Below are 15362 nucleotides of genomic sequence, written 5' to 3'. Positions count from 1 at the left end.
CCGTTGTCCTTTGTCATTTGTCTTTTGTTACTTGTAACTATTAACCAATGACTAATGACTAATGACTAATGACTAATGACTAATGACTAAATGATTGTTCCATCAGGAATTACAGCATTTTTCAGCACAACGACGATCCCACTGCGAATGTAGAAACCTTGACTTTCGCGGTCAGCTTCTTGCACGTTATCTTTATTGATAATTTTGACATCGTGACCGATACTAGCGTTTTTATCGATGATGGCACCACGAATAATCGAGTCAGTACCGATACCTACAGGTATATCACCTTTTTCTACATTACATTGGCGTTCTACAGAAGCTTGGTAAAAATCTGCACCCATGAGTAGGGACTCTTCGATGACACAGCCAGATTCAATCCGCGATCGCACCCCTAAAACTGAATGTTGAATGCGGCAATTTTTCAAAATACAACCTTCGCCGATAATTGATTCTGTGATCTGGCAATCTAAAAGTTTACTTGGAGGTAAGTAGCGAGCGCGGGTATAAATTGGTGCGTGTTCATCGTAAAAACTAAAGGGTGGTAGAGGCTGCTGAGTTAGGGCTAAATTCGCATGATAAAATGCTTCAATCGTTCCAATATCTTCCCAGTAGTCATCAAAAAGGTAAGCTTGAACGTTGTAATCTTTAGAGGCATCAGGAATAATTTCTTTGCCGAAATCAGTCCTTTCTACACCTTCTCTCAACAACTTGAACAAAACATCTTTTTTAAAGACATAAATCCCCATTGAGGCGATGTAAGGCTGTTGCTTAGCTTGTTCTTTTGATAATCCCAGTACGCTTGTATCAACTTGCATTTGGTGTAACGCTTCACCTTTGGGTTTTTCGCTAAAATCGATAACTCTACCAGAATCATCGATTTTCATCAAACCAAAATCTGAGGCGCGGCGCTCATCAATGGGGATGACTGAGAGAGTAATATCAGCCCCCGTTTCCCTATGGCGCTGAATAAAGTGGCGATAATCCATGCGGTAGAGGTGATCGCCTGAGAGGATGAGATATTCTTCTACATCCCATTCTTCCATTAACCACAGGTACTGACGTACAGCATCGGCTGTACCTTGGAACCAGTTAGGGTTTTCTGGTGTTTGTTGTGCCGCTAGCACTTCTACAAACCCTTCATTGAAGCCGGTAAAATTGTAGGTACGGGCGATGTGACGATTCAGGGAAGCTGAGTTGAATTGTGTCAGGACGTAGATTTTGAATATTTCGGAATTTATGCAGTTACTAACAGGGATATCGATTAAGCGATACTTCCCCGCTACTGGTACTGCTGGTTTAGCGCGGAGTTTGGTTAGGGGGTAAAGCCGAGTACCCGCGCCACCACCAAGAATGATTGATAATACTTTCTTCACAAAATTTCTCCCGACTGCCTTTCAACTCTCATTCTCAGTTTAGGACTGTCTGCCACCACACGTAAGGGGGATCATCTGATTCTTAGGGATGAATTTTACAGAATGCTACTGATGATAGATAGTGGGGCTGATAAGGAGAAAAGCTAGAACATTTGTATTAATTGGTATGAAGAATGGGGTGCGATCGCGCTTACTACACTCATGCTGAGAGACATAACTGAATTTCAGGTTATGGCAAAAAACATAAGTTTAAAGAAATTAGAACTCTTGCATAAATGCTTAAATTGTCATATTGAGCGGAGCTAAACAGAGTAGTAAGATTCTTCAGTCCACTGCGTTCCGCTCAGAATGACATTTTTAATTTTTTGACTTTTGCAATAGGTCTATTTGCTAATAACCCATTTGCTAGTTCTGGTTACAGATTCAGGCGATCGCTTGAAGTCAGTTAAGCAATAAAATCCTCTCGAAAGAGAATTGTACGAGAAGAATCTAAATTAATGAAATAATTGCCTTTTATGCGATCGTCAAATATATGCATTCAGCATTAAATTAGACAGTTTGGTAGCTATTCATTCTTCGATGGGGGAGGAGGGTTATGGGTTTCAGCGGTGCCAAGATCACGGGTTTTAGGAGCGCCAAGGTCATGGTTTTCATGGTCAACAGGGTCGTCGTTGGGCTTGGGTGGATGTTCGTTAGGTTTGTTAGAAAAAGAGGTTATATGTTTGTTAGAGAGAAGACTTGTAGCTGGTGGGTTATTAGCTGGGCCAGGGTTACGGGTGTTTGGATCTTCCACTGGAACTTTTTTTGTGCCAGAGTTACGGGTGCGTGGATCTTCCTTGACATCATGGGTTTTAGAGTGGGTGGATTCTGAATGAGCTTCTAAATTTTTCATCTTTTTTATAGTGCCAATACTGTTATAGTCTTATACATTCTTACATATATAAATTCCTGAATATTATTTAGTTTAACTATTGTTGCCCTTTAGTATTTTGACAAATCTGACGAACATCGATATATTTATTGGTACTAGTATTATTATTTAAATAGTCTGATAGCAAATCACAAGCTTTTTTTAACAAACTAACATTACTTGCCTGTGAAGCATTTTCAGCCTGAGAATCTAAATTCCATACCCTAATAGTTTTGTCACGACTGGCAGTAACAAGCACTTTACCATCATGGCTAAAGCTCAAATCAATTATTTTGTCTTTATGTCGTCCTATAAAATATTGTTTAGTAAGTTTATTATCTTTCCATAGTTGGATGGTTCCATCAATACTGGTGGCTGCAATAGTTTCGTCGTTCGGACTAAATTTTACTTTGTAAGGAGTGTTGGCACTTCTTGTTATGGAGTTTGACCAGTTATCTTTGTCCTTTTCCTTTTGCCAAACTCTAATTGTATTATCATAACTAGCTGAAATAATAGTATTATCATCCCGACCAAAAGCTGCATAAATGACTGCGGCATTAAGTGCTGGGAAAGTAGTAATAACCTTGCCATCTTTTGTCAATATTTTAATATGCCCATCATCATTAGTAGTGACAATCATTTGACCATTATGACTAAATTCTGCACTCCAAACTGCATTAATTCGATTTTTTGGACTAAGGATGCGGGATGGTTTTAATAATTTTGACGAAATATTATCTATTCGCCATAATCTTACAGTTCCATCGTAACTAGTAGAAATAATAGTTTTATTGTCAGGGCTAAAATTTGCGAAAAGGATAATATTCTCATCTTCTGTAGCAGAATCAAGAAAAGTACCATCTTTTTTCCATAGTTTGACTGTTTTATCGTCACCACCAGAGACAATATATTCACCATTAGGGCTAAAATTCACACTTCGGACAGCACCATCATGTGTCATTGGGACACGGGTTTTAACTGGAGTACCGTCTAGTTTCCAAAGTCTCACAGTATTATCTTTACTTCCAGAAACAATAAGTGGATCTTTTGGACTTACACTTACACTGCTAACAGAATCTGTATGTCCCTCTAAGCGATTGTGTTCCTGTACGCCATCAATTACTGATTTAAATTTATTGATTGTATTAGTGTTTTCAACACTTATATTTTGTAACTGCTTGAGTGATCTCACGCTTTCTATCACTGCTTCAAGTTGAGAACCTGCATCTAAAAGTAGCTCAGGTGTTGAAGTTAAAGCAGTAGAAGTGATCGCATCCTTGACTGTATTCTCCGTTCTTAATCGCCATACAAAAAATCCCAATCCTAGAGATAAGACTATAAGTGTTGCAGAGGCGATCGCAAATCGAGTTCTTTGTGATTCAGCTTTGGCTTTGGCTTCTGCTTGCTGCTGGAGTTTTTTTGCTTGCTCTAATTCTGCTCGATTTTGGCGATCGCGTCTCTCCAAACTTTTATGCAAAAATTCTGATTCCAATGGCGTAAGTCTCGGCTGAGTCTTACTCACCCACTCAGAAATTACAGCCAAGTTTGCACCCGCCAACAGCGCATCATCCGATTTATTAAATCTTTGCACCCATTCCTGGCAATCTTCCTCTAAAGAACGACTGAGACGAATATTCTCCAGATTTTCAGCAATCCAAGTATTTAATAATTTCCACTCAGATAAAAGTGCTTCATGAGCAACTTCTACAGTATTTTGATCGGTAATAATTAAGCGTTGTTGCGAACCAGCCAATAATCCGACAACCCTTTGCAATTGTTGTGGAGAATCTGCAACTACTTCTAATCTTTCCCAGCTAGCACGCCGCCGCGTCACTTCTCCAGCTTCACCTAACTGTACTAATTCCATAAATAAGCAACGCGCAAAGGCTTGATCTACAGTTGTTAAACTTTGATACAAAATTGTCGCTCGTTTGTCTAAAGCTCCTTTAACTCCACCAATTTCCTCATAGCCTTCATGAGTTAAAAGTGGTTTTGGCGATTCAGGTTCTTCAATGCAAACTCGCCACAATTCCTTAAGCGCATATTGCAGTATGGGTAATACACCCGGACGGTTAACTACATCAGCGAAAATTTGTGAAACTAAACCATCCTCAAATGTTACACCATGCAATTTTGCTGGTTTTTCAATTGCTTCTTCTAACTCAGCAAAAGACATTATTGGCACGATGAATGATGTCGGAGGGAAACTATTAATGAGAGTAATAATTTCTACATAGTCAGCGCATTTATTTAAAAAATCACCGCGAATAGTCAAAATTATGCGTGTTTGTCTCTCAGCCGTCTTGACTTCTTCTACTATTAAGCGGATAAAAGCCTTGCGTTCCTCATCGTCTTGGCAAAGGGTAAATATTTCTTCAAATTGATCGATAAACAATAATTGGGGTTGATTTTGCTGCTGTTGTTGAGCTAAAATATCAACCAATTTACCTAAAGGGTGTTCTCCTGGGGTAAAAGATGCGATCGCCCATTGACTACTTCCAGGGAGGCGATCGCCTTTTAGTTGCGGTAACAAACCGGCTTTTACTAAGGAAGATTTACCACTACCCGAATAGCCAATTACAGCCAAAAATCGACTCTCTGCTAAACGCAAAATTAGTGTGCGAACGGCTTCATTTCGTCCACAAAAATATTGTGCTTGCTCTGATTCAAAAGCATAAAGTCCCCGGTATGGATTTTCTTGATTGAAAGTAACTTTTTCGGCTGTAGGAATATCTAATTGGGGATAAGTAACTAGAGTAATCGAACGTCCCCAACCCATACGAATCGGCTCCTGTACGGAACCTTTCAATTCGTTGCTGACAAAATCAAACAAGCGATCGCCACTAATTCGCCTACTGCTACCTACATTTTCAGCCGCCAATCCTTTAACAACTGCGCCTGTGAAAATGCTGTATTCTTCACTCTTAATTACTCCGGCGCGTTCAAAGCCACGACAAGCTGTAATTAAGTAATAATCCTTTTGTGAACTGAAGGCATTAAGAGTTCTTTCTATTAATTGTCTTTCTAAGAAATAGCCGCTATGACAGCAATCGAGTAGCATCACTAAACTACTCAATTGCGACTCTCGAATTAAATCATTGAGGCTATCCAGAGGAATACCATATTTTTGTTCAACATTTTCGTTTTCTTTAAATTCAATTTGACAATCGGAACTTGCTAAATATCCCTTTTGTTGTCCCAAATTGTCAGAAATGGTAAAACCATGTCCGCTAAAATAAATCAGCGCTTCATTATTAGCAGCTTGCTCTAGTAAAAATGTTCTCAAATCTTGCCCAAGTTGAGCGCCAGTAACTTTTTGCGCTGCCATTTCATAGCCGTTTTTATCTTTATTCCAGCGCTGTGGTAGTCTTTTCACAGACTGGAAATCACCATATTGCTCTAAGAGTTGCGCGATCGCTTCAGCATCATTTGTAGTCTTCGATAAACGCGGTAATGATGGGCTGATATACTCGGCGATGCCAATAACAAGCGCATATCGTGCCATTTAACACACCTTGGGTTGGTAAATGCGGGATAATCTTGACAGACACAATGATGGCTGTGTTGCTAACAACAACACCATCTGTTATTTTTCTGCAAGCAAGCTGAAATTTATTCAGATACGTTACAAAACTTTAATCGAGGTAGCTTATGTCAGAAGTGCAGCAAATATTTTTCCAAGCAGATGGAGAGATTGAGCAGATTGAGATTAACGTCACAGCCACCGAAATAACTTCGGAAATTGAGGAGGACGATGATGGCATAGAATACAAAGATTTGCGAACAGATGCGATCGCTCGGATGCAACAAGCTCGGCAAATGATTCGCTCTTATACTATCTATGCTCTTAGTGCTTTTAAAGACTTCAATACTGCTGAGATTGAGGAGGTGAAACTTACATTTGGCATTAAGTTGGGTGGAAAAGCTGGCATTCCTTACATTACCGAAGGTTCAGCCGAAAGTAATCTACAAATTGAGGTGAAGTGTAAGTTTGCAGAAAAACAACAACCCGATCCAGAGTAACTGCAAAAAATTATCTGCGTAGCTTAGAGGTAAGCTATACCCATTAAACACCCAACTTCTTTATATTTATTTTCCTATTAACCAAATGTAATTGCTGCGATCGCTTCAAATACTTTACCCAAGATTGCTCTGATAACTGAGAAATGGCACTTGGTGACAATGTTGCCGTAAAAATGTCTTTGCCACTGGTGACACCACTAACGCCTAAACTTTCTAAAACAGCAGTTGCAGCAGAGTCTAAAATTGGTTCAGTATGAATGAAAATCCCCAAATGTTCTTCTGAATTTTGAAGATCATTCAGTGCTGTAGCAAGAGCGGCATCTAGTTTTTGATAATTCATCAGCAACACCTTGGTAAAAAGGGTAGGCAAAAATTGTCTACCCTAAACTATCAAATTTATAGATTTTTATCGCCTATCTTTGTGCAGAAATAATATCTACCTTTCTCAGTCTAATTACAGATTTAAGGTGTTAATTACTCCATAGCCCCATTTCTCATCAAATGTGCCTGCGGGTTTTCCAGGAATAGCGCTATTTTTACGTAGCAAGTCTTTCACAGCAGCCGGATCGAGTTTCGGATCGCGCTGCAACAGTAGTGCCACTAACCCAGTGACGAAAGGTGCCGCCATACTTGTACCAGCCATAACCACAAACTTGGAATTAATCATCGATGAGCGGTCAAAACTGGCATCGGCGGAAAGGGTGGAAATAATCATTGCTCCTGGTGCTGCGATATCAGGCTTGTGTCCATCATTTCGCAGTGGGCCTTCACTACTAAATTCTGAAATAGTATGCAATTCTAGGCCCATTTCTCGCACTTGGTTATCAATATCTGTGTACTTGGTTTTAGTAGTATAGGCTGCAACTGTAATTGCACTGCTAGCTGCTCCTGGCGAACCAATTTTTAGCGTATCTTTCACACTTTTACCTGTGAAAAAGACTGATGAAGTGTCATCTAATGTCCACACATTTAAACATGTGTCAGTTGAAGAAGTGTTGCGGACTCGCAGTTGCCAAATACCTCCCATGACTTGCGAGGGGCCAATACCCCGGATTTGCACAAAGAAATTATGATCGCCATTAGCTTTATCTGGTGCTGGTGTCGCTAATTGTACCCGTGCATCTGGTAACTGGTAATCTTGTGCGGCATTGTCATCAGCAATTATTTTTTGGAAGGGAGTGACAAAACCGTTAGGACTCCGCACGGATACTTCCAATTCACTATCTTTGGAATACCAAGCGTTTAACCAAACTATGCCTATTTGATTCAAAGGAACATTAAAGCGCATACCACGAGTGCGTCCACTTGGTATTTTCGCTTGGCCATGAATGTTGTCGTTTCCTTCGTTACCCGCAGCACAGCAAACTATTCTTCCAGGGCCAGTTTCCGCATCAATGACTTTGGATAAGGAATCACTACCATCATGGGCATCAGCATGTCCGCCTAAGCTGAGATTTACCACCGCTGCGCGTCCTAATTCTCTAGCAATTCGGAAAATATAACGCACACCATCGGCAATATGGGCATCTTGTAAATCTGACCTGACGATAACTAATTCCGCTTCTGGTGCGACACCGCTATAGTTAGTATCAGCGCCGGCGGCAATGCCCGCAACATGAGTACCATGACCGCCAGTATCCTGAGAAATTGTCAGTTGCGCTCCCGTCAATTCAGCCCCATAGCCGCCCTCTGTGACTCCTGGTCCTGGCAGTGTTTGATCCCAAATATGTAAAATTCGCCCAGCAAAGGCGGGGTGTTTTGGATCGATGCCACTGTCTATAATGCCGATGATTACCCCTTTACCTGTCAGCCCGGTTTTGTTTTTAAACTCCGGCAATTTGACTGCTCCCATTGCACTGTCCATCCTCAAATGAAGTTTGCGTGATGGCTTGATGCGTTGGATAACATCTTGTTCTGATAAGGCATCTAAACTCTCTATGGGTAAGAAAGCCGTCCGCACACTCCCAGAGTTTTGATTGACTTCAATGTTATATTGTGATAAATAACTTAAGTCTGCATCAGGTTCGCAGTAGATAAAAACGACGCTCTTGGTAGGCTTGACTGGGCTTTTGTGGGCAATAATGCCAAGCGATCGCTTGTGTGTAACTAAAGCTTGATCTCCCTCATTTTGATAGTCCTGAAATGCCAAAAGTAATCCTGGAGAAAGTTTTTCGTGTCTCATTTTTACCTCAAATTCAATTTATTGCGTGCAAGCAAAGTAGTTTATCAGGATAAGCTGCTCTAGCATTAGTGCAGACTATCTAGGTTTTTCACCTTAATTATTTGATGCGATTATAGTTATCTATTTTTTTCATAGATAACATCAAATAAGCTTAGGATGTGGGAAGTTATTCCTAAGACAATTACTAATTCATAACTCATATTCCCGATCTGTAGTCATCAGACTTCTTTGAGCAGCCGCATCTTATAATTACCCAAAGCTGGGGTAAGAAGTAATTTGTATGAAGCTATTCAACTAATCCATTGTCTGCTTAAATGATTACGGACAAAGTAAAGAAAATAAAATTAAGAATAATTAAGTAATAAATAACTACTGGTAAATAATAAATTCTCTATCATAAGTAGGAGCCATAAAGAAGCTAATATTTGCAACGATCGCTTCTGAACGTACCAAGAGTTATTCATGCAAATTCAAACACCAGACTGGGTAAAACACGCTGTTTTCTACCAAATCTTTCCAGATCGTTTTGCCAGAAGCAAACAGCCACGCAAACGGCTGTTGCACCAAGCCCGATGGGAAGATTGGGATGCTATGCCAACTCTCCAGGGTTATAAAGGCGGGGATTTATGGGGCATCATGGAGGGTTTAGATTACATCCAAGATTTGGGGATTAACGCGATTTATTTCACACCCATTTTTCAATCCGCCAGCAATCACCGCTATCATACCCACGATTATTACCAAGTTGACCCGATGTTAGGGGGCAACGAAGCTTTTAAAGAATTGCTTGATGCAGCCCATGAACGGAATATCAAAGTTGTTCTAGATGGCGTGTTTAACCATTCTAGTCGGGGCTTTTTCTTCTTCCACGACGTTTTAGAAAATGGCCCGCATTCGCCTTGGGTAAATTGGTTCAAAATTGAAGGCTGGCCGCTTTCAGCATACAATGGCGATTTCCCTGCAAACTATGTGGGTTGGGCGGGAAATCGTGCCTTGCCAGAATTTAACCACGATAACCCAGAAGTGCGGGAATACATTATGGAAATTGCCGAATATTGGATTAAATTCGGCATCGACGGTTGGCGATTAGATGTACCATTTGAAATCAAAACTCCTGGTTTTTGGCAAGAATTCCGTGATCGCGTCAAAGCCATCAATTCTGAAGCTTATATTGTGGGCGAAGTGTGGGGAGATTCCCGCGAGTGGTTGGATGGGACGCAATTTGACGGCGTAATGAATTATCTATTTACTGGGCCAACAATTGCATTTACAGCAGGCGATCGCGTAGTCTTAGAACAAGTCCAAAGCCGCGATTATCAACCCTACCCGCCCTTATTTGCTGCTGAGTACGCCACCAAAATCCAAGAGGTACTGCAACTTTATCCTTGGGAAATTCAGCTAACTCAACTCAATTTACTAGCAAGTCACGATACAGCCCGATTGATGACCATTGCAGGTGGTGATATAGCGAGTATAGAATTGTCAACTCTACTCCTCCTCACCTTCCCCGGTGCGCCTAGCATCTATTATGGTGATGAAGTTGGTTTACCTGGTGCAATAGATCCCGATTCACGGCGCGGTTTTCCTTTAGAGGCAAAGTGGGATCGAGAAATTTTTAATACTCACCGTCAATTAATTGCCCTACGCCACACTTACCCAGCATTGCGTACAGGCGATTATCAAGTCCTCCATGCTCAAGCACAACTTTATATTTTTGCGCGAACTTTAGGAACAGAGGAATTGATCATTGCCGTCAACGCTGGTACAAGTTCAGCAACAACGAATGCAGATGTGGTTGGTTTGCATAGTCAACCCAATAAGCTGTTATATGGTACTGCTGAAGTTGAGTGGAATAGTGAAGGGGAAACCCAGCAGTTGTCATTAACTCTTCCCGCACGCAGTGGCTGCATTTTAGCGGTAGGGAATAGGAATTAAAAAAGAGGCAGAGGTGCAGACGTGATAGATACAGCAGGCTGCAAGTAAGTGAGATATCAAAATGCAGGACTCAGGCATCATTTCTGCCCCCTGCCCCCTGCCCCCTGCTCTCTGCCTTTTAAATTAAGCCAGCAGGGACGAACACAATTTGTCTTCGAGTTCGATTTCGCGCTCTTGGGTGGCGAGAATAGCCTGGGTGAGGACGCACTGGGTGTCAAAACCAACTGTGTGTAACTGTAACCACTGTTGAGCTTCATTGCCTTCGCGGAGGATTTTGTGCAATGGAGAAAGGAAACAGCTAAAGCCTTGTTGTTTTGCGATCGCCCAAACATCTTGGTACATTTCTGAAATCCAATCTCTGGCTAGGATGGTTCTACCATCTTGCCAATGTCTCAAAGGAGCATCAAGACTAGTACACGCCGCCGCCGCTTCGTTTTCAGCAGTTAGGGTAATGAGTTCTTCCCCAGAAAAGGTACTTTGGGTTAATGGATCGATGGTGGGATTTTCGATTATTTGCAACAAACGCGCTTCTAATAAGGCAGTAATGGCTAGCAAGGCAATGGGATCTGTGACTAAATCGCAAATTCGCAATTCTAGCCGATTTAGATCGTAAGGACGGCGATCGCCATTTGGCCGCACTGATGTCCACAAATGCCGCACGTTTTGCATGGTTCCGGCAACAAGTTGGTCTTCCACCCACTGAATATGATCGGCGTGGCTGGCAAATAACGGCACGTGGCTAGGCGTTTGCGGAAATAAGCCCCAGCGAGTGGAGTGATAACCAGTAGTTTTGCTATCTAGGAATGGAGATGAGGCGCTGAGGGCAAGAAATAGAGGTGCTTCCATCCGAATTACTCGACATGCCCGCATCAATACTTCTGGATCGCTGATGCCTATATTGATGTGGACGCTGGCGGTGACTACTTTCGTCCCGTAGGTGTTCTCAATATAATCATGATAAGGATTTGCTGGATCGGAACGCCGAAAGCGATCGCTACCACCTAAAGATAAAGTACTCCCCGGTATCAAGGTGTAATCACCCAAGCGATTCAGGTAGTTTCGCAACACCCGCCGGGGATGCAGCAGGGCACACAATAAATTCTCATAATTATGGGATGGTTGAGTTATGTATTCGACGTTGCGGCTATCTGGCTCCCGCATAAACCCATCCAAAGCTGAAACAATTTTGTCGGAGAGACCGACGATTTCACCTTGAGGCGTGCCAGTATACATCTCAATCTCAAAGCCTTTTAATAAGACCACCTTGTTCTCCTTCGGCTCTCTCTGCTTATAAATTGTATCCAATTAGACGTATTTCTGGATCTATCTTGAAGCCAATCAAAGGTTAAGAATCATTTTATTGCCAATTCACCCGAAATCAGGATGACAGATTGCTTATCTCTTCTGCGGAAAATTATCAAACCTTTGAGGGTGCGTTCGACTCAAGAGAATACGCAAAATGAAGGTTAACAGCAGGAAAAGGTTACAAAAGCTGGTTTTGTTTTGGGCGAACGTTTAGAAGACCATTGAAAAGAAGCAATTAATCATGCAACAGAACAGTTGAGATTAACAGAAACTTGCGAAATTCATCTGAAAAAACCATTTAACTGTTTAATAACAGCTTTCTTAAAAGTCTCACTCATTATTTATGAAACATGCTTGAGATTCCTTGGATTGGCAAATGTAGCACTAAATACATTTTTAATGCTACATTTAGTTTTTAATACATATACAAGCCCAAAATACATGTATCTTTAGTTTGATAAAGTATCTATCTTAAAATGTAGATATTTAATGGAGACTTCCTAAAGAGACACCAATAGCAATGGATAGCCACACGATTTTTAGGCTATCGATATTGTTTGTCTAGCTAAGTGGATTTATACCGTAATCCCTAGATATTTAAAGGGCTTGCAGACGAAAAATTAATTCCCATTTTTTCCTCAATACGAGAACTGCTTCAGGTGGAAAGCCAAAGGATGAAATACTGGATCGGGAAATTAGCAATATTTATAATATTACTGTATAGTTTGTTTCTACCAATTGATTACGCAGGAGCAAATCAACTTTCAAATATTGATGTTAATGTTAATGTGCAGCAAGTAAATGTATTTCCGGTGGCAGGAAATTTAGTAAATACTAATAACGATCTTGCTAATAGTGCAAATAAAAATTTTTGCCGATTGAATGAGATTGTTAAAGAGATAGAAAAAATAGAGGGACTCTTCAGAGTTTATTGCACTAATGATTCGGGAAAAATTTACTTAGAAATTAAGCCAGAGCAGCTAAATAAAGACTATCTAGCTATAGTGACATTAGAATCGGGTATTGGGGAAAGTGGCATTTATAGTGGATTACCTCTTTCTGATTTTATCTTTTACTTCCAACGAGTAAATAATAGATTAAACTTTGTTATACGTAATGTAAAATTCCGTACAGAAAGTAAACCGGAACAGCGATCGCTTGCTCGTTCATTTAGCGACTCTGTTCTTTATTCTCTCGAAATGGTCAATATCGATCCAGAGAATGGAAACATTCTGATCGCCCTCAACGAACTACTAATGCAGGATTTTCCTGGATTAACTACTATATTGAAATATTCTTTGCAGGCTGATTACCGCTTAGATACACGTAAGTCATATTTTGGTGATGTTAACAGCTTCCCAGAAAATATAGAAATTGATTCTATTTACGGTTTTTCAGCATTAGAAGGAGCAAATTTAGTCACCGTACCCGATAGTAGGGCACTTAGTCTAAAGGTACACTACAGTTTTTCTCAGCTTAGAGAAAACAATGGTTATATTCCCCGGCTTGCCGATGACAGAGTGGGATATTTTATCACTGCTTTTCAAGATTTATCTAATAATAATCCTCACGAATCATTTGTCCGTTACATCAATCGTTGGCATCTAGAACCATCCGATCCTAATGCAGCTTTATCTCCACCCAAAAAGCCCATTGTGTATTGGATTGAAAATGCTGTACCACTAGAGTACCGGGATGCAATTCGTGAAGGCGTTTTGATGTGGAATAAAGCATTTGAAAAAGCCGGATTTCAAAATGCTATTGAAGTGCAGCAAATGCCAGATGATGCTGATTGGCAACCCGCAGATGTACATTACAATACTATTCGCTGGTTCAATTCTTTGGATGCAGGTTTTGCCAGAGGCCCGATGCGCGTCAACCCATTCACAGGCGAAATATTGGATGCAGACATTATTGTAGATGCCAATATGGTGCGTTCAATTCAGCAAGAGTATCACGCATTGATGGAAGCAAATTCATCTTTAGGGGGCAAAAAACCATGTCAAGCCCTTTGGGGAAGTCAAAAACCAGGAGCTAATAATTATCTGCCCTCAGACTCAGAGTTCTGCTATGGTATGGAGTCTTCAAATCAAGCTGCGATGGGGGCGCTGGCGTTGTCAATTTTGCCAAATACTACACCTAGTAGTGAAACGATGAAAGAGTACGTGCATCAATATTTGCGTTCTCTCATCGCTCATGAAGTTGGACACACTTTCGGTTTGCGCCACAACTTTCATGGCAGTACTATGTTAGCGCCTGAAGAATTAAATAATACTGAAATTACTCACACCAAAGGTTTAGTTGGTTCGGTGATGGACTATTTGCCTGTAAATATAGCACCACAGGGAGTACAGCAAGGTGATTATTTTCCAGGAATTGTTGGGCCTTATGACGAATGGGCAATTGAATATGGTTATAAAATAAGTCCATCAGCAGCAATTGAAGGAATCATTCCAGAATCTGAAAAAAGCTTTTTAGAGCAGATTGCACTAGCATCACCTCAACCAGAATTATCTTATGCAACTGATGAGGATATCTGGGATATTAATCCTTTAGCAAATATCTGGGATATGAGTAGTGATGTGCTACTTTATTCGCAGTGGCAAATGGATAATGCCCGCGTTATGTGGCAACGTCTTGATAAGGGTTATCTATCGAAAGGAGAAAGCTATAGTAACCTGCGCGTCTCATTCAATAGAGTGTTTAAATATTATTTTCGGAACGCCACTTTGCTTTCTAAATACATTGGTGGACAATCGTTTCTGCGTCTCCACTCTAGTGATAACGCTTCTTGGACATTTGTACCAGTTTCACTTTTAAAACAACGTCAGGCATTGACAAATCTGCAAAAATATGTATTTGCTGAGGATGCTTTTAGTTTTTCCCCACAATTGCTGAATCAATTAGCGCCATCACGCTGGGAACATTGGGGTAGTTCTATACCTAACAACCGTCTCGATTATCCAATTCACGCAAATATTTTGAACCTTCAAAGTGCAGTGCTGCGATCGCTATTACACACCGAACGCCTGAATCGTTTACAAGACATAGAATTAAAAACTCTCCCTGGGGAAGCACTTTCTATCCCAGAACTGTTTGAAACCCTGCAAACAGGCATCTGGACAGAAGTTTTAACCCCAGGAGAACCAAAGCCAATTTCTAGTATCCGCCGTTCACTGCAACGGGAATATTTGAATATTTTGCTAGAGATGGTGTTGGGTAATACTGATACACCTGAAGATGGGCGGACATTGGCTTGGTATGAATTGCGTCAACTGCAAAAAGCCATTGATGTTAGAGTCAAACAACTTAGTGAAAGCCTTGATATTTACACCCTAGCCCACTTAGAAGCTTCTGGCGATCGCATTAATAAAGCATTAAACGCGCAGTTACTTTCTAAGTAAATATTGGGAATTGAGAATTGGGAATTGGGCATTGGGCATTGGGAATTGAGTATAGTTATTCTCCTTGTCCCCCCCCCCCCCCCCCCCCCCCCCCCCCCCCCCCCCCCCCCCCCCCCCCCCCCCCCCCCCCCCCCCCCCCCCCCCCTCCCCCCCCCCCCCCCCCCCTTTTTTTTTTTTCATGTGGTAAAGAAAGGAGGAAAAAAAAAGAAAACGGGAAAAAAAAAAGT

9 protein-coding genes are annotated in these 15362 nt (G+C 41.1%); 4 read left to right on the top strand and 5 right to left on the bottom strand.

Features of this window, described 5'->3' with window-relative positions; all coding sequences use genetic code 11:
• Positions 1 to 86: 86 nt before the first annotated feature.
• Positions 87 to 1376, bottom strand: coding sequence for a glucose-1-phosphate adenylyltransferase (locus RMZ41_RS03880; protein ID WP_322644166.1), 1290 nt, complete (start codon positions 1374 to 1376; stop codon positions 87 to 89).
• Between the two features lie 608 nt (positions 1377 to 1984).
• Between RMZ41_RS03880 and RMZ41_RS03875 the strand changes: the two genes are divergently transcribed.
• The gene (locus RMZ41_RS03875) at positions 1985 to 2251 is read left to right on the top strand and encodes a hypothetical protein (RefSeq protein ID WP_322644167.1); all 267 of its coding nucleotides are present in this window, start codon (positions 1985 to 1987) and stop codon (positions 2249 to 2251) included.
• Positions 2252 to 2344: 93 nt separating this feature from the next.
• Here RMZ41_RS03875 and RMZ41_RS03870 read toward each other — a convergent pair whose 3' ends face one another.
• Positions 2345 to 5791 carry a caspase family protein gene (locus RMZ41_RS03870; protein WP_322644168.1) on the bottom strand — a complete coding sequence of 1149 codons (3447 nt, stop codon included), beginning with the start codon at positions 5789 to 5791 and terminating at the stop codon, positions 2345 to 2347.
• A 146-nt stretch (positions 5792 to 5937) separates the two neighbouring features.
• On the opposite strand from RMZ41_RS03870, the gene RMZ41_RS03865 reads away from it, so the two are divergent.
• Positions 5938 to 6309, top strand: coding sequence for a CU044_2847 family protein (locus RMZ41_RS03865; protein ID WP_322644169.1), 372 nt, complete (start codon positions 5938 to 5940; stop codon positions 6307 to 6309).
• 43 nt (positions 6310 to 6352) lie between these two features.
• Here RMZ41_RS03865 and RMZ41_RS03860 read toward each other — a convergent pair whose 3' ends face one another.
• Positions 6353 to 6649, bottom strand: a complete 297-nt coding sequence (locus tag RMZ41_RS03860; protein WP_322644170.1) for a hypothetical protein — start codon at positions 6647 to 6649, stop codon at positions 6353 to 6355.
• 114 nt (positions 6650 to 6763) lie between these two features.
• Positions 6764 to 8491 carry a S8 family peptidase gene (locus RMZ41_RS03855; protein ID WP_322644171.1) on the bottom strand — a complete coding sequence of 576 codons (1728 nt, stop codon included), beginning with the start codon at positions 8489 to 8491 and terminating at the stop codon, positions 6764 to 6766.
• A 462-nt stretch (positions 8492 to 8953) separates the two neighbouring features.
• On the opposite strand from RMZ41_RS03855, the gene RMZ41_RS03850 reads away from it, so the two are divergent.
• The gene (locus RMZ41_RS03850) at positions 8954 to 10426 is read left to right on the top strand and encodes a glycoside hydrolase family 13 protein (RefSeq protein WP_322644172.1); all 1473 of its coding nucleotides are present in this window, start codon (positions 8954 to 8956) and stop codon (positions 10424 to 10426) included.
• Positions 10427 to 10549: 123 nt separating this feature from the next.
• Here RMZ41_RS03850 and gshA read toward each other — a convergent pair whose 3' ends face one another.
• Positions 10550 to 11689: a glutamate--cysteine ligase gene (gene gshA, locus RMZ41_RS03845; protein WP_322644173.1), complete on the bottom strand. Its 1140-nt coding sequence runs from the start codon at positions 11687 to 11689 to the stop codon at positions 10550 to 10552.
• Between the two features lie 716 nt (positions 11690 to 12405).
• Here gshA and RMZ41_RS03840 point away from each other — a divergent pair.
• A complete protein-coding gene (locus tag RMZ41_RS03840) occupies positions 12406 to 15135 on the top strand; it encodes a zinc-dependent metalloprotease (protein WP_322644174.1) in 2730 nt (909 codons plus the stop codon).
• Positions 15136 to 15362: the final 227 nt, after the last annotated feature.

Source organism: Nostoc sp. DedVER02 (assembly GCF_034530675.2).
Taxonomy (GTDB): domain Bacteria; phylum Cyanobacteriota; class Cyanobacteriia; order Cyanobacteriales; family Nostocaceae; genus Nostoc.
This window is presented reverse-complemented; position numbering and strand designations above follow the sequence as displayed.

Excerpts from the sequence above, each read along its gene's own strand:
- RMZ41_RS03870 (WP_322644168.1), bottom strand. The coding sequence starts at position 5,791 with ATGGCACGATATGCGCTTGTTATTGGCATCGCCGAGTATATCAGCCCA.
- RMZ41_RS03865 (WP_322644169.1), top strand. The coding sequence starts at position 5,938 with ATGTCAGAAGTGCAGCAAATATTTTTCCAAGCAGATGGAGAGATTGAG.
- RMZ41_RS03860 (WP_322644170.1), bottom strand. The coding sequence starts at position 6,649 with ATGAATTATCAAAAACTAGATGCCGCTCTTGCTACAGCACTGAATGAT.
- RMZ41_RS03855 (WP_322644171.1), bottom strand. The coding sequence starts at position 8,491 with ATGAGACACGAAAAACTTTCTCCAGGATTACTTTTGGCATTTCAGGAC.
- RMZ41_RS03850 (WP_322644172.1), top strand. The coding sequence starts at position 8,954 with ATGCAAATTCAAACACCAGACTGGGTAAAACACGCTGTTTTCTACCAA.
- RMZ41_RS03840 (WP_322644174.1), top strand. The coding sequence starts at position 12,406 with ATGAAATACTGGATCGGGAAATTAGCAATATTTATAATATTACTGTAT.